The sequence below is a fragment of the Escherichia sp. TW09308 genome, from assembly GCF_000208565.1.
Lineage (GTDB): Bacteria > Pseudomonadota > Gammaproteobacteria > Enterobacterales > Enterobacteriaceae > Escherichia > Escherichia marmotae.
Genome location: NZ_AEME01000001.1, coordinates 811,333 through 830,183 on the forward strand (window position 1 = coordinate 811,333; position 18,851 = coordinate 830,183).

Genomic DNA, 18,851 nt, shown 5'->3' on the forward strand with positions numbered 1-18,851 from the left:
GTAAAGCTATCACCGGCTGGCGAAGATTTCACCAACCATGTCTACCCTTGTTATACCTCACACAGCAAGGAGACTACCATGACCAACAATCCCCCTTCAGCACAGATTAAGCCCGGCGAATATGGTTTCCCACTCAAGTTAAAAACCCGCTATGACAACTTTATCGGCGGCGAATGGGTCGCGCCCGCCGACGGCGAGTACTACCAGAACCTGACGCCAGTGACCGGGCAGCTTCTGTGCGAAGTGGCGTCTTCGGGCAAACGCGATATTGATCTGGCGCTGGATGCAGCCCATAAAGCGAAAGATAAATGGGCGCATACCTCGGTGCAGGATCGCGCGGCGATTCTGTTTAAGATTGCCGATCGGATGGAGCAAAATCTGGAACTGTTGGCGACGGCAGAAACCTGGGATAACGGCAAGCCCATTCGTGAAACCAGTGCTGCCGATGTGCCGCTGGCAATTGACCATTTCCGCTATTTCGCTTCGTGTATTCGGGCGCAGGAAGGCGGGATCAGTGAAGTGGATAGCGAAACCGTGGCTTATCACTTCCACGAACCGTTAGGTGTGGTGGGGCAAATTATCCCGTGGAACTTCCCGCTGTTGATGGCGAGTTGGAAAATGGCTCCGGCGCTGGCGGCGGGCAACTGTGTGGTGCTGAAACCGGCGCGACTCACTCCACTTTCGGTGCTGCTGCTGATGGAAATCGTGGGTGATTTACTGCCGCCAGGCGTAGTCAACGTGGTCAACGGCGCTGGTGGCGAAATTGGCGAATATCTGGCGACCTCAAAACGCATTGCTAAAGTGGCATTTACCGGCTCAACGGAAGTCGGTCAGCAGATTATGCAGTACGCTACCCAGAACATTATTCCGGTGACGCTGGAGCTGGGCGGTAAATCGCCAAATATATTCTTTGCTGATGTCATGGATGAAGAAGATGCTTTCTTCGACAAGGCGCTGGAGGGCTTTGCGCTGTTCGCCTTCAACCAGGGCGAAGTCTGTACCTGTCCGAGTCGTGCTTTAGTGCAGGAGTCTATCTACGAACGCTTTATGGAACGCGCCATCCGTCGTGTTGAAAGCATTCGTAGCGGTAACCCGCTCGACAGCGTGACGCAAATGGGCGCGCAGGTTTCTCACGGACAACTGGAAACCATCCTCAATTACATTGATATCGGTAAAAAAGAGGGTGCGGATGTGCTTACCGGCGGGCGGCGTAAGCTACTGGAAGGGGAACTGAAAGACGGCTACTACCTCGAACCGACGATCCTGTTTGGTCAGAATAATATGCGCGTCTTCCAGGAAGAGATTTTTGGCCCGGTGCTGGCGGTGACGACATTTAAGACGATGGACGAGGCGCTGGAGATTGCCAACGATACGCCATATGGCCTGGGCGCAGGCGTCTGGAGTCGTAACGGCAATCTGGCCTATAAGATGGGGCGCGGCATTCAGGCTGGGCGGGTGTGGACCAACTGTTATCACGCTTACCCGGCACATGCGGCGTTTGGCGGCTACAAGCAGTCGGGTATTGGGCGTGAAACCCATAAGATGATGCTGGAGCATTATCAGCAAACTAAGTGTCTGCTGGTGAGTTACTCGGATAAACCGTTGGGGCTGTTCTGATGTGAAAAACGGGTTGCATCGGGTATTCATTGCCTGATGCGACGCTTGCGCGTCTTATCATGCCTACATGGCTCATGCAATATATTGAATTTGCATGATTTTGTAGGCCGGATAAGGCGTTCACGCCGCATCCGGCATAAGCAACGCGCACGTTATCACTATCTGCGACGCTTGCGCGTCTTATCGGTTCAAATGTTTACGTCTTGAATAGCTGAATATTTATTGAACTAAATTGCGAGTATCCTCGCATCTTTTCAACAAGTTACTGCACACCATTATTCTTCTTCCGAGCGACATTCCTGAGTCAACTTTATCCACCTGACGGCCTATATAAATCGCGCTATCGTGATTGCTACCAAAACATCTGGCTCAGCGGGTGCAGGACTTTATTGGCGGGCAATGGCTGCTGGTAGATATCAATATGAATCAGTTCGAAGGTCGGGCTGAACGAATCAATATTACAATGCCGAAAGGGTTACTGAACAAGATTGATACCTACGTGCGCAATCATCCTGATTACGCCAGCAGAAGTGCGTTTCTGGCAGAAGCTGCCGGACGAGATTACCGACAGCCCAATGATCGATCGTTATGAGAGTTTTATGTTTGTCACTGGTGTGAGCTGGCGTTTTTAATTGACCAGGGAGATGTTGGATAAATTGCGTTAGCAAAATCTATATTAATCAGTTGTAATTACGGTGTCGGAGGGGTATCCGGCACCGCAATGGATTACGGCAGATAAAACACTTCTTGTAGCTCGCTACTGATCGGGCTGTTATTCGGATTAGCTGGCATAACGTCGGTCATATATTTCCACCAACGTTGGCAAACGTCAGTGCTGGCAACCGCATTCCAGCGTTCTTCAGATTCAATTTCCACGCTGGCAAACAGCAAATTTCGCGCTTTATCGAGATAGATAGCGTAGTTATGCGCGCCGTGAGATTTCAATACCGCTTCCAGTTCCGGCCAGATCGGGTTATGCCGACGTTGATACTCGTCGTGGGCGTCGGGGTTTACCTGCATAACAAAGGCTTTGCGGATCATGTTTACTCCTTACAGCGCCAGCGCGCTAGCCAGTGGCGTAACGCCGAAACGTTTGCCGAGGGCTATCAACTCCTCACGACCGATGGTCTGTTTCATGCCGCCCATCGAATACACTTTTACCAACACTTCCGCCGATTTTTCTGCGGTATCGATCAGGCCAAACGCTTCGTCCAGCGTCGGACCGCTGCCGAAGACGCCGTGGAATGGCCAGAGTACCAGTGAATGTTTTTGCATTTCTTGCGCGGTGGCCTGGCCGATTTCGTCCGTGCCTGGCACCATCCACGGCAGAATGCCGACACCATCCGGGAATACCACCAGGCACTCGGTGCTGCCTTCCCACAGTTGGCGGGTGAAAACCGCCGTGTCGTTTTCCAGCACATAGGTGAGGGCGATGAGGTTGGTGGCATGGCAGTGCATGATCACCCGATCTTTACCGTTGGTGGTTTTAATGCGTTCGCAGTGGGAGAGGAAATGAGCCGGAAGTTCGGAGGTCGGAACGGCTTCGTTGGTTAGTCCCCAGAGAATGTGGTATCCCGCACCGTCGCTGTCGACTTTTACGACGCCTAAATTGGCAGCGGGATCGAGCTGGACGTTACGGAAGAATTTGCCGGAACCGGTGACGATAAACGGTGTATTTGCCAGTAAAGGCATTGGCTGACTGAGCGGGATATAGCGCGGTTGTGGATGGAAATTGTCGTGATAAGGCGCGATATCGGCGTCATCCAGGCGCAGCGTCAGGTTGCCGCCGTTGCGCTCGTCCCAACCTTTCAGCCAGGCATCGGTGGTGGCTTTGATCATTCCCTGGACAAACCAGGACTGGGTAATGTTTTGCATGTTCTGTGTTCCTGTAAATTCGGTGTTGTCGGATGCACGACCTGTAGGCCGGATAAGGCACCTGTGCCGCATCCGGCACTCAATGCCTGATACGTCTTATCAGGCATATAACTGTTGCTGACCTGTAGATCGGATAAGTCACTTGTGCCGCATTCAGCGGTATTTACCCGCGTTGACGCAAAATCGTGTTTTCATAAGCCCGCACGCTTTCCAGCCACTCGCTACCCACTGGCGTATCATGACGCTGGCAATACATTTCCCATACCGCCTGCCACGGCAACGATTTCTGCTCTTCCAGCAACGCCAGTCGCGCGGTGTAATCGCCTGCCGCTTCCAGCTTGCGCAGTTCGGCTGTCGGTTCTAACAACGCACGCAGCAGAGCTTTTTTCATATTGCGTGTACCAATGACCCACGCGGCAATGCGGTTGATGGAGGCATCAAAGAAGTCGAGGCCGATATGTACCCGGTCAAACAGGTCATGACGGACGATCTCGCTGGCGATCGCCTGGGTTTCATCATCCAGCAGCACGACGTGATCGCTGTCCCAGCGTACCGGGCGGCTGACGTGCAGCAGCAACTGCGGCACATACAACATGGCGGCGGAAATCTTGTCGGAAATGACTTCAGTCGGGTGGAAGTGTCCGGCATCCAGGCACAGCGCAGTCTGGCGGCTGGTGGCATAACCCATATAAAACTCATTAGAGCCAACCGTATAGCTCTCCGCGCCAATGCCAAACAATTTGCTCTCTACGGCGTCGATATGGTGCGCCGGATCCAGCTTTTCGCTGATTACTTCATCCAGTGCTGCCAGCAAACGCTGGCGCGGGGCAAGGCGGTCAATGGTGATATCTTTCATGCCATCCGGGATCCAGATGTTCATCACTGATGGCGTGCCGAGTTGTTCGCCAAAATAGGCCGAAACGCGGCGGCTGGCCTTACAATGATCAATCCAGAACTGGCGAATGCGGTCGTCGGCATGTGAGAGCGTAAAGCCATCGGCGCTTAGCGGATGCGAGAAACAGGAAGGGTTAAAATCCAGACCGAGTTGATTAGCTTTCGCCCATTCAACCCAGTTTTTGAAGTGTTCAGGTTTGATTTGGTCACGCGAGACTGGCGTGTCTGACTCCAGATAGATCGCATGTAAATTAAGCCGTTTCGGCCCCGGAATCAGCCGCATAGCCTGTTCCAAATCGGCACGCAGCTCTTCGGCATTGCGCGCTTTTCCCGGGTAGTTGCCGGTGGCCTGAATCCCTCCAGTCAGCGAACCTTCCGGGTTTTCAAAACCAGAAACATCATCGCCCTGCCAGCAGTGCATTGAAACGGGTAAGCGATCAAGTTGGCGCAGTGCCTCCTCGACATCAATCCCTACCGCCGCGAAACGCTGTTTCGCCAGTTCCCAGGCCTGTTCCAGTTGAGTGGTCATGCGCAAAGCTCCTTAGTCTGTCGTGTAGAGCGAAACTGCGCCACATAGTGGGCAATTTCACTGTCAGGATTAGGGGTAAAGGTGGTCAGATTCGCAGTGGCGCTTACCACCTGACGGAAATCATCCACATTGTTGAGTTCATCCAGCGCCATTAACTGGATGCCGATATTGCCGAGCGTTGAAGCTTCTACAGGCCCGGCGATCACCCGAGTACCGCAGGCATCGGCGCACAACTGGTTGAGTAGTGCGTTCTGGCTGCCGCCGCCGACAATATGCAGTTGCGAGAAATCTTCACCGCGTAGCTGTGCCAGTTCATGCAGCACATCGGCATACAGCACTGCCAGACTGTCGAAAATACAGCGCGCCAGTTCAGCATCACTTTCTGGGATCGGTTGCGCCGTTTCCCGACACGCAGCCTGAATTTCGCTGCACATCGCGTCAGGATTAATAAAGCGATCGTCATTGGGATTGATGATGAAGCGGCAGGCCGGAAGCGCCTGTGTCGTAGCGATAAGTGCCGGGAGATCGTTGATTTGCCGCTCCTGAAGCACCCGCTGAAGCAGCCATAAGCCCATAATATTTTTCAGCACCCGATAGCGGCCTTCCGCACCGCCTTCATTGGTGATGTTGGCTGCCAGCGCCGCATCATTGGTGAATGGCGTCTGGCTTTCGAAGCCCATCAATGACCAGGTTCCGGAGGAGAGGTAAGCGGCGCGTGATCCGTTTAACGGCGAAGCGATAACCGCGCTGGCGGTATCATGGCTGGCAACGGCGACCACAGGAATTTCATTACCCTGCGGACAAATCCAGTGACCAATGACATTGCCCGGATGCGTCGGGCGGCCAAACCAGGCTTTGTTGGCACCGCTCCACGCCAGCAGGGAGTCATCCCAGTCATCGCTATTGATATTGACCAGTTGCGTGGTGGTGGCGTTTGTGTACTCCCAGTTCATCTTGCCGGTCAGGCGATAACTAAAGTAATCCGGCATTAGCAGAGCGTGAGCAATGTGTGGAATAAGTTCGGGTTGTTGCTCTGTCAGCGCACGTAGCTGATAGATCGTATTGAAGGGCAAAAACTGAATGCCGCTACGCTGATAAATATCGCGCTTTCCATATTGCTGTTGTGCCAGCGCCATCAGACCACTGGTGCGGCTATCTCGATAAGCAACAGGTAGACCCACGCGCTGACCGTGTTGGTCGAGTAGTACATAGTCCACGCCCCAGGTATCAATACCGATGCTATCGATACGAATCCCTTCCTCACAAACCTTGTTTAGCCCAAGGCGAATGGCGCTCTCCAGGCTATCCACATCCCAGGTGACATAGCCGTTCCGGTTATGCAGTCCATTGTTAAATCGGTGGATTTCACGAAGCGTCAGGCTGCGACATTCACGGGAGTAACGCGCCAGCATCACGCGCCCACTGGATGCGCCGAGATCGACGGCGACACAATTGCGAAAGGTCATAATGTGATCCTGCTGAATTTCATTACGACCAGTCTAAAAAGCGCCCGAGTTCGCTACCTTCTTGTTACTGACAGGAAAATACACCACTGGCAACCAGGGAAAGATGAACGTGATAGCGTTCACAATTTTCTGAATTGTGGTGGTGTGATGTTTGCCGCATTTCCTGAAAATTCACGCTGTATCTTGAAAAATAGACATTTTTTACGAGTTTTGCCGTCAAAAATTTAAGGTAAGAACCAAACCGCTTGATTACTATTCCGCCATGTTGATGACATCAGGAGGCCAGTATGACCGTATTACAAAGTGTGGATTTTTTTCCGTCTGGTCACGCGTCCGTGGCGATAGAACCCCGGCTTCCGCAAGCTGATTTCCCTGAGCATCACCATGATTTTCATGAGATTGTGATTGTTGAATATGGCACGGGTATCCACATTTTCAATGGGCAGCCTTATACCATCTCCGGTGGCACAATCTGCTTCGTACGCGATCATGATCGGCATTTATACGAACATACGGACAATCTGTGTTTGACCAATGTGCTGTATCGCTCACCGGATCGATTTCAGTTTCTCGCCGGGCTGCATCAGCTTCTTCCGCAAGAGCTGGACGGGCAATATCCGTCTCACTGGCGCGTGAGCCAAAGCGTATTGCAGCAGGTGCGGCAACTGGTTTCGCAACTGGAACAGCATGAAAGGGCGAGTGATTTACCCTCGAAAGCCAGTCGCGAGATTTTGTTTATGCAATTACTGCTCTTGCTGCGTAAAAACAGTTTGCAGGAGAGTATGGAAAGTCGTGAATCACGTCTGAACTTGCTCCTGGCCTGGCTGGAGGAGCATTTTGCCGACGAGGTGAATTGGGAAACGGTGGCGGATAAGTTTTCTCTGTCACTACGCACTTTGCATCGTCAGCTAAAACAGCAAACCGGTTTGACTCCCCAGCGTTACCTTAACCGTTTACGGTTGGTGAAGGCGCGTCATCTGTTACGTCATAGCGAGGCCAGCGTGACCGAAATCGCATATCGCTGCGGGTTCAGCGACAGTAACCACTTTTCGACGCTGTTTCGCCGTGAGTTTAACTGGTCACCGCGTGATATTCGCCAGGGGCGGGATAGTTTTCTGCAATAACGCGAATCTTCTCAACGTATTTCCACGCCAGATTATGAATAATCAAATGCGTTTTCTGGCTGAGGTGGCACGGTGGTTCATCAGTTAATCCTTCGCAAAAAAGATTTTTTTGCCAGCGAACAGCAGGCGGTCGCTGTTGCTGACCGTTATCCGCAGGATGTCTTTGCCGAACATACACATGATTTTTGTGAACTGGTGATCGTCTGGCGCGGTAATGGTCTGCATGTGCTCAACGATCGCCCTTATCGCATTACCCGTGGCGATCTCTTTTATATTCACGCTGATGATAAACACTCCTACGCTTCCGTTAACGATCTGGTGTTGCAGAACATTATTTATTGTCCGGAGCGACTGACGCTTAGTCTTGACTGGCAGGGGGCGATTCCGGGATTTAACGCCAGCGCAGGACAATCACACTGGCGTTTATGTAGCGTAGGCATGGCACAGGCGCGGCAGGTTATCGGTCAGCTTGAGCACGAAAGCAGTCAGCATGCACCGTTCGCCAACGAGATGGCGGAGTTACTGTTTGGGCAGTTGGTGATGCTTTTGAAGCGTCATCGTTACACCAGTGATTCGTTGCCGCCAACATCCAGCGAAACGTTGCTGGATAAGCTGATTACCCGGCTGGCGGCCAGCCTGAAAAGTCCCTTTGCGCTGGATAAATTTTGTGATGAGGCATCGTGCAGTGAACGCGTCCTGCGTCAGCAATTTCGCCAGCAGACCGGCATGACCATCAATCAATATCTGCGGCAGGTCAGAGTGTGCCATGCGCAATATCTTCTCCAGCATAGCCGCCTGTTAATCAGTGATATCTCGACAGAATGTGGCTTTGAAGACAGCAACTACTTTTCGGTGGTGTTTACCCGGGAAACCGGGATGACGCCCAGCCAGTGGCGTCATCTCTGTTCCCAGAAAGATTAATTCGCCATGCCCATACCAACGATGTTGGCGGCGACAATAATCACCACACAGCCGAGGCTCAACACCGTTACCGGACGGCGACCCGCATTGTTCCACTCTTTCAGAACCAGACCGACGATACCGCCGCACAGAACGTAGAAACTCATATGCAGCATCCAACTGATGTAGTCATATTGCGCCGGAATGCGGGCGTGACCCCAGGCATAGAAAAAGAATTGCAGATACCACATCAAACCGCCCAGCGCCGAGAGCAATATGTTGTGAATGATCAGCGGTTTTGCCAGCGAGAAGTCGGCTTTTAGCGACAAATCTTTCACTTTTGCCAGACGAATAAAACAGAAACCGAGGTTAATAATCGCGCCGCCGCCCATGATGACAACATAGCTTGGCAGAGCGACATACAATGGATCAACACCCAACGCGGCAGCCGCTTCATGCATTGGTTTTGCGGCGTTCATCGCAAAGGACATCCCTGCAGAGAAAATGCCGCACATCACCGCCAGTACCAGCCCTTTTTTCAGGTTGAACTCTTCGGCTTTAATGCCCATTTTGCGCTCTTTCAATTGCCCTGCGCGGGTCACAATTCCCACGCCAATCAGCGCTACCAGCACGCCGAGCAACGTCATTCGCCCACCGTCGGTATTAATTAACACATCGAAATTGCCGTTGATAATTGGCGTCATCAGTGTACCGACGATCAACGTAATGCCAATGGCGATACCTATCCCCATCGACATGCCGAGATAACGCATGGTCAGGCCGTAGTTGATATTACCAATCCCCCACATTGCGCCAAACAAAAATACCGGCAGCAAGGTAGAGAGGCTGAACGAGCTATAATATGCCCAGAAATCAGGTGGTAGCATGGCGCTGATAGCCCACGGCAGAATAATCCACGAGACAATTCCACCGACTGACCACATGGTTTCCCATGACCATTTTTTTACTTTTTTGAACGGAGCGTAAAAACAGGCTGCACTGGCCGCGCCGATCAAATGCCAAAAAATCCCCATCGTAATCGCGTTACTCATTTTCTTATCCTCATCATTTTTCGTCGCGTCACATCTCCGACGAGATGAGTGTAAAAATCGTGCTGTCGATTAACCTTTCGCCTGTTGCCGCCGTTGCCGATTTACTGGCAATCACGGCATTAAGTGGGTGATTTGGCTCACATCTCTGGCATTTTCCTGCAAAACCATATCCTTACGAAAAGTACGGCATTGATAATCATTTTCAATATCATTTAATTAACTATAATGAACCAACTGCTTACGCGGCATTAACAATCGGCCGCCCGACAATACTGGAGATGAATATGAGCTACACCCTGCCATCCCTGCCGTATGCTTACGATGCCCTGGAACCGCACTTCGATAAGCAGACCATGGAAATCCACCACACCAAACACCATCAGGCCTACGTCAACAACGCTAACGCGGCGCTGGAAAGCCTGCCAGAATTTGCCAACCTGCCGGTTGAAGAGCTGATCACTAAGCTGGATCAACTGCCAGCAGACAAGAAAACCGTTTTGCGCAACAACGCAGGCGGCCATGCTAACCACAGCCTGTTCTGGAAAGGCCTGAAAAAAGGCACCACCCTGCAGGGCGATCTGAAAGCGGCTATCGAACGTGATTTCGGTTCCGTTGATAACTTCAAAGCAGAATTTGAGAAAGCGGCAGCTTCCCGCTTTGGTTCCGGCTGGGCATGGCTGGTGCTGAAAGGCGATAAACTGGCGGTGGTTTCTACTGCTAACCAGGACTCCCCGCTGATGGGCGAAGCTATCTCTGGCGCTTCCGGCTTCCCTGTTCTGGGTCTGGATGTGTGGGAACACGCTTACTACCTGAAATTCCAGAACCGCCGTCCGGACTACATTAAAGAGTTCTGGAACGTGGTGAACTGGGACGAAGCAGCGGCACGTTTCGCCGCGAAAAAATAATCGCATATTGCCTGCTGCAATGAGGCGTTAACGCCATTTGCCAGCATAAAAAACAAACCATCGCAGATAGCGGTGGTTTTTTTGTGATCAATTTCAAAATAAAAACAATGATCCTATAAAAATAAAACAACGTTTCAATTGGTGTGGTTTTGATCACTTTTATTGCTCTGTTGAATGTCTATCTTCGTTTCCATCAACACTGATGCACCGTGAAGGACGTATGCATCAGCCTATAAAAATATGCCGATAGGTGATGAAAATGCAGATAAAACGCACGATAGAGAAAATCCCAGGGGGGATGATGCTCATCCCGTTGTTCCTTGGCGCACTGTGTCACACCTTCTCGCCAGGGGCGGGAAAATACTTTGGCTCATTCACTAACGGGATGATTACCGGCACGGTGCCGATTCTGGCGGTGTGGTTTTTCTGCATGGGGGCGTCGATCAAATTAAGCGCGACGGGAACGGTGTTGCGTAAATCCGGCACGTTGGTGGTAACCAAAATTGCTGTTGCATGGGTGGTTGCGGCAATTGCCTCGCGCATTATTCCCGAACATGGCGTTGAAGTCGGATTCTTTGCCGGACTTTCAACGCTGGCGCTGGTGGCGGCAATGGATATGACCAACGGCGGGCTTTACGCTTCGATCATGCAACAGTATGGCACCAAAGAAGAGGCCGGAGCGTTTGTGTTGATGTCGCTGGAGTCCGGGCCGCTCATGACGATGATTATTCTGGGAACCGCCGGAATTGCCTCGTTCGAACCGCATGTTTTTGTCGGTGCGGTATTACCGTTCCTCGTAGGCTTTGCGTTAGGGAATCTTGACCCTGAGTTGCGAGAATTTTTCAGCAAAGCAGTCCAGACGCTGATCCCGTTCTTTGCCTTTGCATTGGGCAATACCATTGATTTAACCGTGATTGCTCAGACTGGTTTGCTGGGGATCTTGCTGGGTGTGGCGGTGATTGTCGTGACCGGTATTCCATTGATTATTGCTGATAAGTTGATTGGTGGTGGCGATGGTACTGCCGGAATTGCGGCTTCCAGTTCTGCCGGTGCTGCGGTGGCTACGCCGGTACTGATTGCAGAAATGATCCCGGCCTTTAAACCTATGGCTCCAGCAGCAACCTCACTGGTGGCAACGTCGGTGATTGTGACTTCGATTCTGGTGCCGATTTTGACTTCTGTCTGGTCGCGTAAAGTTAAAGCCAGAGTGGCGAAGATCGAAATATTAGGTGCGGTGAAATAATCCCCCATCCATTTAAATCAAGGGGCCGGATGGTTTGTCGTCATCCGGCTTCTTGCGTTATCTGACAAAGACCTCGTCAATTGTTCGACATTCACTTTCGCTTAACTCGCCACCCGCATTGCGTGATACTCCAGTGCAATAACCAAACTTACGCGATACCACCGTCTTGATAGTAGTGACAAAATCCTCACCAATGGCGTAGATGGACATATAAGTGCCAATCTGTTGCTGAATCTCTTGTAAAGCCGCCAGGTCGCCGCGTTTGAAGGCTTCACGGGCTTCGACAAACAGTTCCGGCATAACGTTGTTCAGGCCGGATATTATCCCCGCGCCACCGGCTAGCAGATTAGGAATGTAATACTCGTCATAGCCCGAAAGTACAGCAAAATCAGAACGAACAGACTGTGTTGCCTGAATCATGCTGCGGGTGTGTGACTGGCAATCGACAGTGTCTTTAATCCCGGCAAAGTGAGGAAATTCACTCGCCAGCGTGGCGACCAGGTCTGGGGTTAAATCACAACCGGTCCGCGCCGGGAAGTTATATGCGAACCATTTTCCCCGTAACTCGCGACCCAGATGGCGGAAATAGCTTAATAATTGCTTCGCCGTCTGGCCGTAGTAGTAAGGCGGCAGGATCATCACTGCATCATAGCCTGTGCGATACGCTTCTTGTGCCATCACCAGTACATCGTGAGTGCAGGTGGAAGAAACGTTAGCGACCATTTTTAATGTGCTCATGGTACGCGCCTCGCGGATAAGCATGAGTCTCTCTTCGAGGGTGAAAGAGGCAAATTCACCAATGCTGCCCATCAGCAATATCACATCAATGTTGGCTTCCGTTAATCGCTGCAGATGTCGCTTCAGCCCGTTAAGATCCACATTACCGTCTTTATCCATTGGCGTAATGGAAGGACACCAGACGCCAGAAAACTGTGTTTGCTCGGTCACGTTGAACACTCCTTATAATGAAATGGCGTTTCAAATTCATCTCATTGATAACATTTCTAAGGCGTCATCATGTGAACCGTGCTCTCATTTTGCGCGCCTGACGTAAAATAAATATGGTCTAATGGGGAAATTTCTCGGTGGAGAGGGAACAGATGCGATATCCAGTTGATGTATACGCAGGCAAGGTTCGGGAATATCCGGAAAGCCGTCCAAGTGCGATTGCGAAAATCCAGGTCGATGGCGAGTTGATGTTGACAGAGCTGGGGCTGGAAGGTGACGAGCAGGCAGAGAAGAAAATTCATGGCGGACCAGACAGAGCGCTGTGTCACTATCCTCGTGAACATTATCTTTATTGGGCGCGGGAATTTCCGGAACAGGCGGATTTGTTTGTTGCGCCTGCGTTTGGTGAAAACCTCTCAACCGACGGTCTGACGGAAAGCAATGTTTATATTGGCGATATTTTCCGCTGGGGCGAGGCTTTGATTCAGGTTACCCAACCGCGGTCACCGTGCTTTAAACTCAATTATCATTTTGACATCAGCGATATGGCGCAGTTGATGCAAAATGCCGGAAAAACTGGCTGGTTATATAGCGTGATTGCGCCGGGGTTGATATCTGCAGATGCGCCGCTGGAGTTGGTTTCCCGCGTCAGTGATGTCACCGTGCAGGAGGCAATAGCCATTGCTTGGCATATGCCGTTTGATGATGAGCAGTATCACCGTTTACTCTCCGCTGCCGGGCTGTCGAAAAGCTGGACGCGGACGATGCAGAAGCGCCGACTTAGCGGCAAGATTGAAGATTTTTCGCGGCGTTTGTGGGGAAAATAAAAAGCGGAGAGTAGGCCTGATAAGACGCAACCAGCGTCGCATCAGGCATCCGCTCAAATGCCGGATGCGGCGTAAACGCCTTATCCGGCTTATAAAAGCTGCCTGCGCGGTGTTTAGCTCCGCTTATACAGCGGCAGCCAAATTACCAGCCGTAAACCGCCCAGCGGACTGTCTTCAGCTTTCACCCAACCACGGTGCTGCTGGATGGCGGTTTCGACAATCGCCAGCCCCAGACCCGTACCGCCAGATTCACGATCGCGCGCTTCATCGGTGCGATAAAACGGACGGAAAATCTGTTCGCGATCTTCCGGGCTAACGCCAGGACCATCGTCATCCACCGTAATGGTGATACCGTCTTTATCTACCGCGAAGCCCACTTCAATCTTCGTATGGGAATAACGCAGGGCATTACGGACAATGTTTTCCAGCGCACTTTCCAGGGCATTTGGGTTGCCGTACAGCGGCCACGGCCCTGGCGGGAAGTTAACGGTAAACGACTTGCCCATCTGCTCCGCTTCGAACGCTGCGTTATCCAGCACTTCGCTCCACAACTGGTTGGCTTTGATGGTCTCGCTTACCAGCACGTTTTTCTGCTGATTACGTGACATCACCAACAGGTCGTTGATCATGCTGTCCAGACGTTGTGCTTCGGTTTCAATGCGCTCCAGTTCCTTACTTTCGCCACTACGACGGCGTAGTAACGCCGTACCCAGTTGCAGACGCGTCAGCGGCGTGCGCAGCTCGTGAGAGATATCAGAAAGCAGGCGCTGCTGGGAGGTCATCATGCGTTCCAGCGCAGTCACCATCTGGTTAAAACTGGCACCTGCGGCAAGAAATTCTTGTGGCCCCGCTTCCAGTTCCGGGTGCTGACGTAAGTTCCCCTGAGCGACTTCATCGGCAGCGTTTTTCAGCTTGCGCGCCGGTTTTGCCAGACTCCAGGCCAACCACAACAGCAACGGCGTACTGACCAACATGGTGACAATTAACAGTAATAGCGGGCGGTCAAACAGTAAGTTGATGAAATCGGATTGAGAACTGCTGGCCGGGCGAATCAGATAGAGCTGGTAATTATCTTCACCGTCGCGCACAGAGAACGGCCCGACCAGTTCCACGCGACCATACTTTTTCTTCTGCGGGTGATCGGCGTTATCCGCCTGACCAATAAAGTTGCGAATGATCTGCATTTCGCTGCGTTCAGCACCGATCACGCGGCCTTCGGTGGTTACCAGTAATAAACGCTGACCAGGTGGTGCCCATTTATCAATGGCACGGAACAGGCGACGCCACCACATTAAATCGTTGGGGGGATCGTTCGCCAGTTCCGCTTCGACATGCTGCTCAATCATCAGCCCCTGACGCTGTTCGCTATCCAGAAGCTCGGTCATCTGGCGTGAATCGAGCTTGGGTAACATCAAAACCAGCATCAACACCAGCGCCAGCGTCAGCCAGAAGATGGCGAAGATGCGCGCGGTTAAACTGCCTATCATGAAGCAGAAACCATCAGATAGCCGCGACCACGCAACGTTTTAAACCACGGATGCCCGTCTTTGCGATCCGGCAGCTTACGGCGCAGGTTGGAGATGTGCATATCGATAGCACGGTCGAAAGGCGTCAGGCGTTTGCCCAGCACTTCCTGGCTTAAATGCTCACGAGAAACTACCTGGCCCAGATGCTGCGCCAGCAAATAGAGCAGGGTAAATTCAGTACCGGTTAACTCCAGCGTTTGTCCGTCGAAGCTGGCTTCCTGACGACCTGGATTCAGCACTAACGCATCTACTTCCAGCGTCGGTGAACCGTTGTCGCTATTTTGCTGTTGCTCGCTCCAGTGCGAACGGCGCAGGATCGCGCGAATACGTGCAACCAGCTCACGATCATTAAACGGTTTCGGGAGATAGTCATCCGCGCCCAGCTCAAGGCCAAGAACGCGATCAAGTTCACTGCCGCGCGCTGTTAACATAATGACAGGCGTCTGGTGTGTCTGGCGAAGTGCCTTCAATGTATCGATACCATTTTTCTTCGGCATCATCACATCAAGCAAAAGTAAATCAATGCTGTCGTCCAGAAGATCAAGCGCCTGTTCTCCATCATGGGCAACAATCACGTCGAAACCTTCCATCTCGAGCAGTTCCTTTAACAGGGACGTTAGCTCTCGGTCATCATCAACTAACAAGATTTTATTCATTCTTTAATTACCTCCGAGGCAGAAATTACGTCATCAGACGTCGCTAATCCATGACTTTACGTTGTTTTACACCCCCTGACGCATGTTTGCAGCCTGAATCGTAAACTCTCTATCGTTGAATCGCGACAGAAAGATTTTGGGAGCAAATGATGCGCATAGTTACCGTTGCCGTCATGGCCTCAACGCTGGCAGTCAGTTCACTAAGCCACGCTGCTGAAGTCGGTTCAGGCGATAACTGGCATCCGGGCGAAGAACTTGCGCAGCGCAGTACGCAGAGCCATATGTTCGACGGCATAAGTTTAACCGAACATCAGCGTCAGCAGATGCGAGATCTTATGCAACAGGCCCGGCACGAACAGCCTCCTGTTAATGTTAGCGAAGGGAGACAATGCATCGCCTTGTCACCGCAGAAAATTTTGATGAAAACGCTGTGCGCTCTCAGGCAGAAAAAATGGCGAAAGAGCAGATCGCTCGCCAGGTTGAGATGGCTAAAGTCCGCAACCAAATGTATCACCTGTTAACGCCGGAGCAGCAAGCGGTTTTAAACGAGAAACATCAACAGCGAATGGAGCAGTTGCGCGACGTGACGCAATGGCAAAAAAGTTCATCGTTGAAGCTATTGAGTAGTAGCAACTCACGTTCCCAGTAGTAAACCCTGTTTTCCTTGCCATAGACACCATCCCTGTCTTCCCCCACATGATGTGGGGGTTTTTTTTATCAATCACTTACATCGGTTTCCGTAAGAAAACAGCAACTTAAGAAAACCTATAAGGGACTGGAAGGGCTACAAAGTTCTGAGAGTGTGGACACTATGTGGACACTCAGAAGGGAAATTTATAACGTCACTCCGCCTTTTAGAGGATTCAGCGCGACGGCATTTTGCAGGTAGTCAGGCGCAAGGTGCGCATAGGCCATCGTCTGCTGAATGCTCGCATGTCCCAGAATCTGTTGCAGTGCAATTATATTGCCCCCATTCATCATGAAATGGCTTGCGAATGTATGCCGCAGGATGTGGGTTGCCTGATTGGGTGGTATATCAGGTTTCACTCTGCGTAAAATCCCGCAAAACTTCTCATAATCAACTTTGAATAATTTGGCGCTGGCCTCCTCTTTAACTTTTTTCTCCAGTTCCTCAGAAATCGGCACGGTTCGCTTTTTACCGTTTTTGGTTTTCAGGAAGGTAACCCTGCAATTTGTAATCTGTGCTGGTTTTAGCGTGGCAACTTCCGTCCATCTTCCTCCGGTGCTCAGACATAAAAGCGCGACAAGTAAGTCATCGCCAGCCAAAACATTTAACAGTTTTTCGATTTCTGCTTTTTCCAGGAACGTCATTTCAGGGTTGGCCTCCGCCAGTGGCGGCAGTCCGTGAATTGGGTGTTGCCCCGAAAATTCATCCAATTGAATTAATTTTGTGAACATGCCGGATAATCGGTACATGTCACGGTTTATCGTTGCGGCACTGATACCATCACGTAGTCGCATGGAACGATAATCCATCAAAGCCCTTTTGCTCATCCGACTCACTGGTATATCACCTATGCCGCTGATGGTTTTGAGCAGATGATTAAACTCTTTTGTTCCATGCTCGTGGTTTTGCCCGTGATATTTCCACCAGATGTCCAGCAACTCACTCAAAGTTCGGCGATCTGTTCGCTGACCTGCCCATTCTTTCTGGCTGGCGTAGGCGATTGTGTATCGCTCAAATGCTACAGCCTCAGCTTTTCTTTCAAATTTCCTGCGGATGCGTTTTCCGTCGCGACCGCGAGGTCTAATGTCCACTTCATAGCGTCCATCATCGAGCTTCTTAATTGACATAAGAAAGCCCTCTGACGCTGTATTCACCATCTTGGTAACAAATGGTGAAAATGTAATGTTTATAGAGTGTTAACCAGTCTGTTTCTCGGAGTGGTCTGATTCTGTTGGTTTTTGCCCAATGTGTGCGAGAGCCGGTGCGATCTGACCAGCTTGTGGTGACGTATCACCAGTCATTAACCAGAGCGTATATTTTTTAAATAAAGGTGTATTTGTGACTCGCATAACGATGCTGAGACCTGGGTCTTTATGCCCACTTTCGTAATTTTTGACTGTTCCTAGAGCTATCCCGCTAATTTCGCTGAATTTCGCCTGTGTTAAGCCTTCTGCTTTCCTAATCGCTTTCAGTTTTTCGAATGTCTGCATTTGACAGTAACCTATTGGTGACTTATATTCCCGTCAAAAGGTTGTGTATTGGTGACCTTTTGAGTGTGTCAGCCAGTCCCTAGAAAGGACAGGGGCGACCTAGAAGGGACTGGATCTAATAAGGGTAACACGAAAGCAAAAAGGGCTAATCAATGGAAATCAATGACTATGTGATTCAGTACCCGCTTGATGCGGTACATACGGTTAAATTTGCAGAGTTACTTGGTAAGCCAGAAACGGCTGTAGTCAAGATGGTAAAAGAGAATAAATTGCCAGTTATTGAGCTTCGTGATCCAAGTAAGCCGAACGCTCGTGTCGGTGAGAAGTGGGTTTTCATTCCAGAGTTTAATCGCGCTGTACGAGAGGCGTTTTATAACCGACCGGTTGAACAGCGTGATGCATGGCTTTTGTGGATGGGGTTGTGATTATGAGTGAACCGCGTTGTATTGCTCAGTTATTGCGTAACGAAAGCCCCAGGGCGATTGATTTCACCATCACCCACGGGAAGGGTCGCAAAGGAATCATTATCCGCACTAAAAAACAGAGTCCGTTAAAGAAGGCTCTGACCTTTCTGAAAAGCCGGAGGGTCTGGAAATGACAGTGATGACACTTAATCTCGTCGAAAAACAGCCAGCAGCTATGCGCCGGATAATTGGCAAGCATCTGGCCGTCCCTCGCTGGCAGGAGACATGTGATTATTATAATCAGATGATGGAACGCGAACGGCTAACGGTTTGCTTTCATGCGCAGTTAAAACAGCGTCACGCAACGATGCGTTTTGAAGAAATGAACGACGTCGAACGTGAACGACTGGTATGTGCAATTGATGAATTGCGTGGGGCATTCTCAAAACGCCGTCAGGTTGGCGCAAGTGAGTATGCATATATTAGTTTTTTAACAGTCAGTCAGCGTCGCACTTTATTTATGCACGCACGACTGACAGAAAAAGAATTTAACCAGCCATACTGGCGAATTAATGAAGAATCATGTTACTGGCGTGATGCTTTATTCCGTGCATTACGTGAATTATTCAGTCTGTTTGAGTATGCACCGACAATTCTGACGTCGGTAAAACCAGAGCAATATCTGCATTAAGTAATTAACCAGAGTT

General features: G+C 50.9%; 19 protein-coding genes and 3 pseudogenes. 12 read left to right on the forward strand and 10 right to left on the reverse strand.

Annotated features, from left to right (window positions below):
* The first annotated feature begins 78 nt into the window (after positions 1 to 78).
* From aldB to ESM_RS1000000129015, 3 genes and pseudogenes are all read left to right on the forward strand, one after another.
* Positions 79 to 1,617, forward strand: coding sequence for an aldehyde dehydrogenase AldB (aldB, locus tag ESM_RS0104030; protein WP_001517481.1), 1,539 nt, complete (start codon positions 79 to 81; stop codon positions 1,615 to 1,617).
* Between the two features lie 361 nt (positions 1,618 to 1,978).
* A pseudogene (locus ESM_RS01000000124015) lies at positions 1,979 to 2,176 on the forward strand (type II toxin-antitoxin system HicB family antitoxin); the annotation flags it as partial.
* Positions 2,157 to 2,249 (forward strand): annotated as a pseudogene (locus tag ESM_RS1000000129015) (MipA/OmpV family protein); the annotation flags it as partial. The pseudogenes ESM_RS01000000124015 and ESM_RS1000000129015, both read left to right, overlap by 20 nt.
* A gap of 94 nt (positions 2,250 to 2,343) precedes the next feature.
* Here ESM_RS1000000129015 and rhaM read toward each other — a convergent pair.
* The 4 genes from rhaM to rhaB form a co-directional block, all read right to left on the reverse strand.
* Positions 2,344 to 2,658, reverse strand: a complete 315-nt coding sequence (rhaM, locus tag ESM_RS0104040) for an L-rhamnose mutarotase (RefSeq protein WP_000619483.1) — start codon at positions 2,656 to 2,658, stop codon at positions 2,344 to 2,346.
* Positions 2,659 to 2,667: 9 nt separating this feature from the next.
* Entirely contained in the window at positions 2,668 to 3,492 is an 825-nt protein-coding gene (gene rhaD, locus ESM_RS0104045; protein WP_001179738.1) for a rhamnulose-1-phosphate aldolase, read from the reverse strand.
* A 163-nt stretch (positions 3,493 to 3,655) separates the two neighbouring features.
* Complete coding sequence (gene rhaA, locus ESM_RS0104050; protein ID WP_001517483.1) at positions 3,656 to 4,915, reverse strand: L-rhamnose isomerase; 1,260 nt, start codon at positions 4,913 to 4,915, stop codon at positions 3,656 to 3,658.
* Entirely contained in the window at positions 4,912 to 6,381 is a 1,470-nt protein-coding gene (gene rhaB, locus ESM_RS0104055) for a rhamnulokinase (RefSeq protein ID WP_000144119.1), read from the reverse strand. Before rhaB ends, rhaA begins: the two co-directional genes overlap by 4 nt.
* 287 nt (positions 6,382 to 6,668) lie before the next feature.
* On the opposite strand from rhaB, the gene rhaS reads away from it, so the two are divergent.
* Both rhaS and rhaR read left to right on the forward strand, forming a co-directional pair.
* The gene (gene rhaS, locus ESM_RS0104060; RefSeq protein WP_000217387.1) at positions 6,669 to 7,505 is read left to right on the forward strand and encodes an HTH-type transcriptional activator RhaS; all 837 of its coding nucleotides are present in this window, start codon (positions 6,669 to 6,671) and stop codon (positions 7,503 to 7,505) included.
* Between the two features lie 72 nt (positions 7,506 to 7,577).
* Positions 7,578 to 8,426 (forward strand): HTH-type transcriptional activator RhaR, encoded by an 849-nt coding sequence (gene rhaR, locus ESM_RS0104065; protein WP_000233588.1) that lies wholly within the window; start codon positions 7,578 to 7,580, stop codon positions 8,424 to 8,426.
* Here rhaR and rhaT read toward each other — a convergent pair.
* Entirely contained in the window at positions 8,423 to 9,457 is a 1,035-nt protein-coding gene (rhaT, locus tag ESM_RS0104070) for an L-rhamnose/proton symporter RhaT (RefSeq protein WP_000063529.1), read from the reverse strand. The genes rhaR and rhaT overlap by 4 nt on opposite strands.
* Before the next feature lie 284 nt (positions 9,458 to 9,741).
* On the opposite strand from rhaT, the gene sodA reads away from it, so the two are divergent.
* Positions 9,742 to 10,362: a superoxide dismutase [Mn] gene (sodA, locus tag ESM_RS0104075; RefSeq protein ID WP_010350891.1), complete on the forward strand. Its 621-nt coding sequence runs from the start codon at positions 9,742 to 9,744 to the stop codon at positions 10,360 to 10,362.
* A 259-nt stretch (positions 10,363 to 10,621) separates the two neighbouring features.
* Positions 10,622 to 11,605: a 2-keto-3-deoxygluconate transporter gene (kdgT, locus tag ESM_RS0104080; protein ID WP_010376485.1), complete on the forward strand. Its 984-nt coding sequence runs from the start codon at positions 10,622 to 10,624 to the stop codon at positions 11,603 to 11,605.
* A gap of 57 nt (positions 11,606 to 11,662) precedes the next feature.
* Here kdgT and ESM_RS0104085 read toward each other — a convergent pair whose 3' ends face one another.
* Positions 11,663 to 12,553 carry a dihydrodipicolinate synthase family protein gene (locus tag ESM_RS0104085; RefSeq protein ID WP_000139749.1) on the reverse strand — a complete coding sequence of 297 codons (891 nt, stop codon included), beginning with the start codon at positions 12,551 to 12,553 and terminating at the stop codon, positions 11,663 to 11,665.
* A gap of 152 nt (positions 12,554 to 12,705) precedes the next feature.
* Between ESM_RS0104085 and yiiM the strand changes: the two genes are divergently transcribed.
* Positions 12,706 to 13,380, forward strand: coding sequence for a 6-hydroxyaminopurine reductase (gene yiiM / locus ESM_RS0104090; RefSeq protein WP_001270231.1), 675 nt, complete (start codon positions 12,706 to 12,708; stop codon positions 13,378 to 13,380).
* A gap of 113 nt (positions 13,381 to 13,493) precedes the next feature.
* On the opposite strand, the gene cpxA is transcribed toward yiiM, so the two are convergent.
* Together cpxA and cpxR are read right to left on the reverse strand one after the other, a co-directional pair.
* Positions 13,494 to 14,867, reverse strand: coding sequence for an envelope stress sensor histidine kinase CpxA (cpxA, locus tag ESM_RS0104095; protein ID WP_000580428.1), 1,374 nt, complete (start codon positions 14,865 to 14,867; stop codon positions 13,494 to 13,496).
* Positions 14,864 to 15,562, reverse strand: a complete 699-nt coding sequence (cpxR, locus tag ESM_RS0104100) for an envelope stress response regulator transcription factor CpxR (RefSeq protein ID WP_001033718.1) — start codon at positions 15,560 to 15,562, stop codon at positions 14,864 to 14,866. Before cpxR ends, cpxA begins: the two co-directional genes overlap by 4 nt.
* A 149-nt stretch (positions 15,563 to 15,711) precedes the next feature.
* Here cpxR and cpxP point away from each other — a divergent pair.
* Positions 15,712 to 16,211, forward strand: a pseudogene (cpxP, locus tag ESM_RS01000000124030) (cell-envelope stress modulator CpxP).
* Positions 16,212 to 16,396: 185 nt separating this feature from the next.
* Here cpxP and ESM_RS0104110 read toward each other — a convergent pair.
* Both ESM_RS0104110 and ESM_RS0104115 read right to left on the reverse strand, forming a co-directional pair.
* Positions 16,397 to 17,377 carry a phage integrase gene (locus tag ESM_RS0104110; RefSeq protein WP_000023387.1) on the reverse strand — a complete coding sequence of 327 codons (981 nt, stop codon included), beginning with the start codon at positions 17,375 to 17,377 and terminating at the stop codon, positions 16,397 to 16,399.
* A gap of 69 nt (positions 17,378 to 17,446) precedes the next feature.
* A complete protein-coding gene (locus ESM_RS0104115; RefSeq protein ID WP_001192857.1) occupies positions 17,447 to 17,740 on the reverse strand; it encodes a helix-turn-helix domain-containing protein in 294 nt (97 codons plus the stop codon).
* 152 nt (positions 17,741 to 17,892) lie between these two features.
* Between ESM_RS0104115 and ESM_RS0104120 the strand changes: the two genes are divergently transcribed.
* From ESM_RS0104120 to ESM_RS0104130, 3 genes are read left to right on the forward strand one after another with little or no spacing between them, the layout of a single operon-like run.
* Positions 17,893 to 18,165 (forward strand): Cox family DNA-binding protein, encoded by a 273-nt coding sequence (locus tag ESM_RS0104120; protein ID WP_000405022.1) that lies wholly within the window; start codon positions 17,893 to 17,895, stop codon positions 18,163 to 18,165.
* Positions 18,141 to 18,338: a hypothetical protein gene (locus ESM_RS1000000129020; RefSeq protein WP_001333116.1), complete on the forward strand. Its 198-nt coding sequence runs from the start codon at positions 18,141 to 18,143 to the stop codon at positions 18,336 to 18,338. The genes ESM_RS0104120 and ESM_RS1000000129020 overlap by 25 nt, the downstream gene beginning before the upstream one ends.
* The gene (locus ESM_RS0104130; protein ID WP_000217679.1) at positions 18,335 to 18,835 is read left to right on the forward strand and encodes a hypothetical protein; all 501 of its coding nucleotides are present in this window, start codon (positions 18,335 to 18,337) and stop codon (positions 18,833 to 18,835) included. Before ESM_RS1000000129020 ends, ESM_RS0104130 begins: the two co-directional genes overlap by 4 nt.
* The last annotated feature ends 16 nt before the right edge of the window (positions 18,836 to 18,851 follow it).

What these genes read in the sequence shown, in the direction of transcription:
- aldB (WP_001517481.1), top strand. Translation starts at nt 79, where the DNA reads ATGACCAACAATCCCCCTTCAGCACAGATTAAGCCCGGCGAATATGGT.
- rhaM (WP_000619483.1), bottom strand. Translation starts at nt 2,658, where the DNA reads ATGATCCGCAAAGCCTTTGTTATGCAGGTAAACCCCGACGCCCACGAC.
- rhaD (WP_001179738.1), bottom strand. Translation starts at nt 3,492, where the DNA reads ATGCAAAACATTACCCAGTCCTGGTTTGTCCAGGGAATGATCAAAGCC.
- rhaA (WP_001517483.1), bottom strand. Translation starts at nt 4,915, where the DNA reads ATGACCACTCAACTGGAACAGGCCTGGGAACTGGCGAAACAGCGTTTC.
- rhaB (WP_000144119.1), bottom strand. Translation starts at nt 6,381, where the DNA reads ATGACCTTTCGCAATTGTGTCGCCGTCGATCTCGGCGCATCCAGTGGG.
- rhaS (WP_000217387.1), top strand. Translation starts at nt 6,669, where the DNA reads ATGACCGTATTACAAAGTGTGGATTTTTTTCCGTCTGGTCACGCGTCC.
- rhaT (WP_000063529.1), bottom strand. Translation starts at nt 9,457, where the DNA reads ATGAGTAACGCGATTACGATGGGGATTTTTTGGCATTTGATCGGCGCG.
- sodA (WP_010350891.1), top strand. Translation starts at nt 9,742, where the DNA reads ATGAGCTACACCCTGCCATCCCTGCCGTATGCTTACGATGCCCTGGAA.
- kdgT (WP_010376485.1), top strand. Translation starts at nt 10,622, where the DNA reads ATGCAGATAAAACGCACGATAGAGAAAATCCCAGGGGGGATGATGCTC.
- yiiM (WP_001270231.1), top strand. Translation starts at nt 12,706, where the DNA reads ATGCGATATCCAGTTGATGTATACGCAGGCAAGGTTCGGGAATATCCG.
- cpxA (WP_000580428.1), bottom strand. Translation starts at nt 14,867, where the DNA reads ATGATAGGCAGTTTAACCGCGCGCATCTTCGCCATCTTCTGGCTGACG.
- cpxR (WP_001033718.1), bottom strand. Translation starts at nt 15,562, where the DNA reads ATGAATAAAATCTTGTTAGTTGATGATGACCGAGAGCTAACGTCCCTG.
- ESM_RS0104110 (WP_000023387.1), bottom strand. Translation starts at nt 17,377, where the DNA reads ATGTCAATTAAGAAGCTCGATGATGGACGCTATGAAGTGGACATTAGA.
- ESM_RS0104115 (WP_001192857.1), bottom strand. Translation starts at nt 17,740, where the DNA reads ATGCAGACATTCGAAAAACTGAAAGCGATTAGGAAAGCAGAAGGCTTA.
- ESM_RS0104120 (WP_000405022.1), top strand. Translation starts at nt 17,893, where the DNA reads ATGGAAATCAATGACTATGTGATTCAGTACCCGCTTGATGCGGTACAT.
- ESM_RS1000000129020 (WP_001333116.1), top strand. Translation starts at nt 18,141, where the DNA reads ATGGCTTTTGTGGATGGGGTTGTGATTATGAGTGAACCGCGTTGTATT.
- ESM_RS0104130 (WP_000217679.1), top strand. Translation starts at nt 18,335, where the DNA reads ATGACAGTGATGACACTTAATCTCGTCGAAAAACAGCCAGCAGCTATG.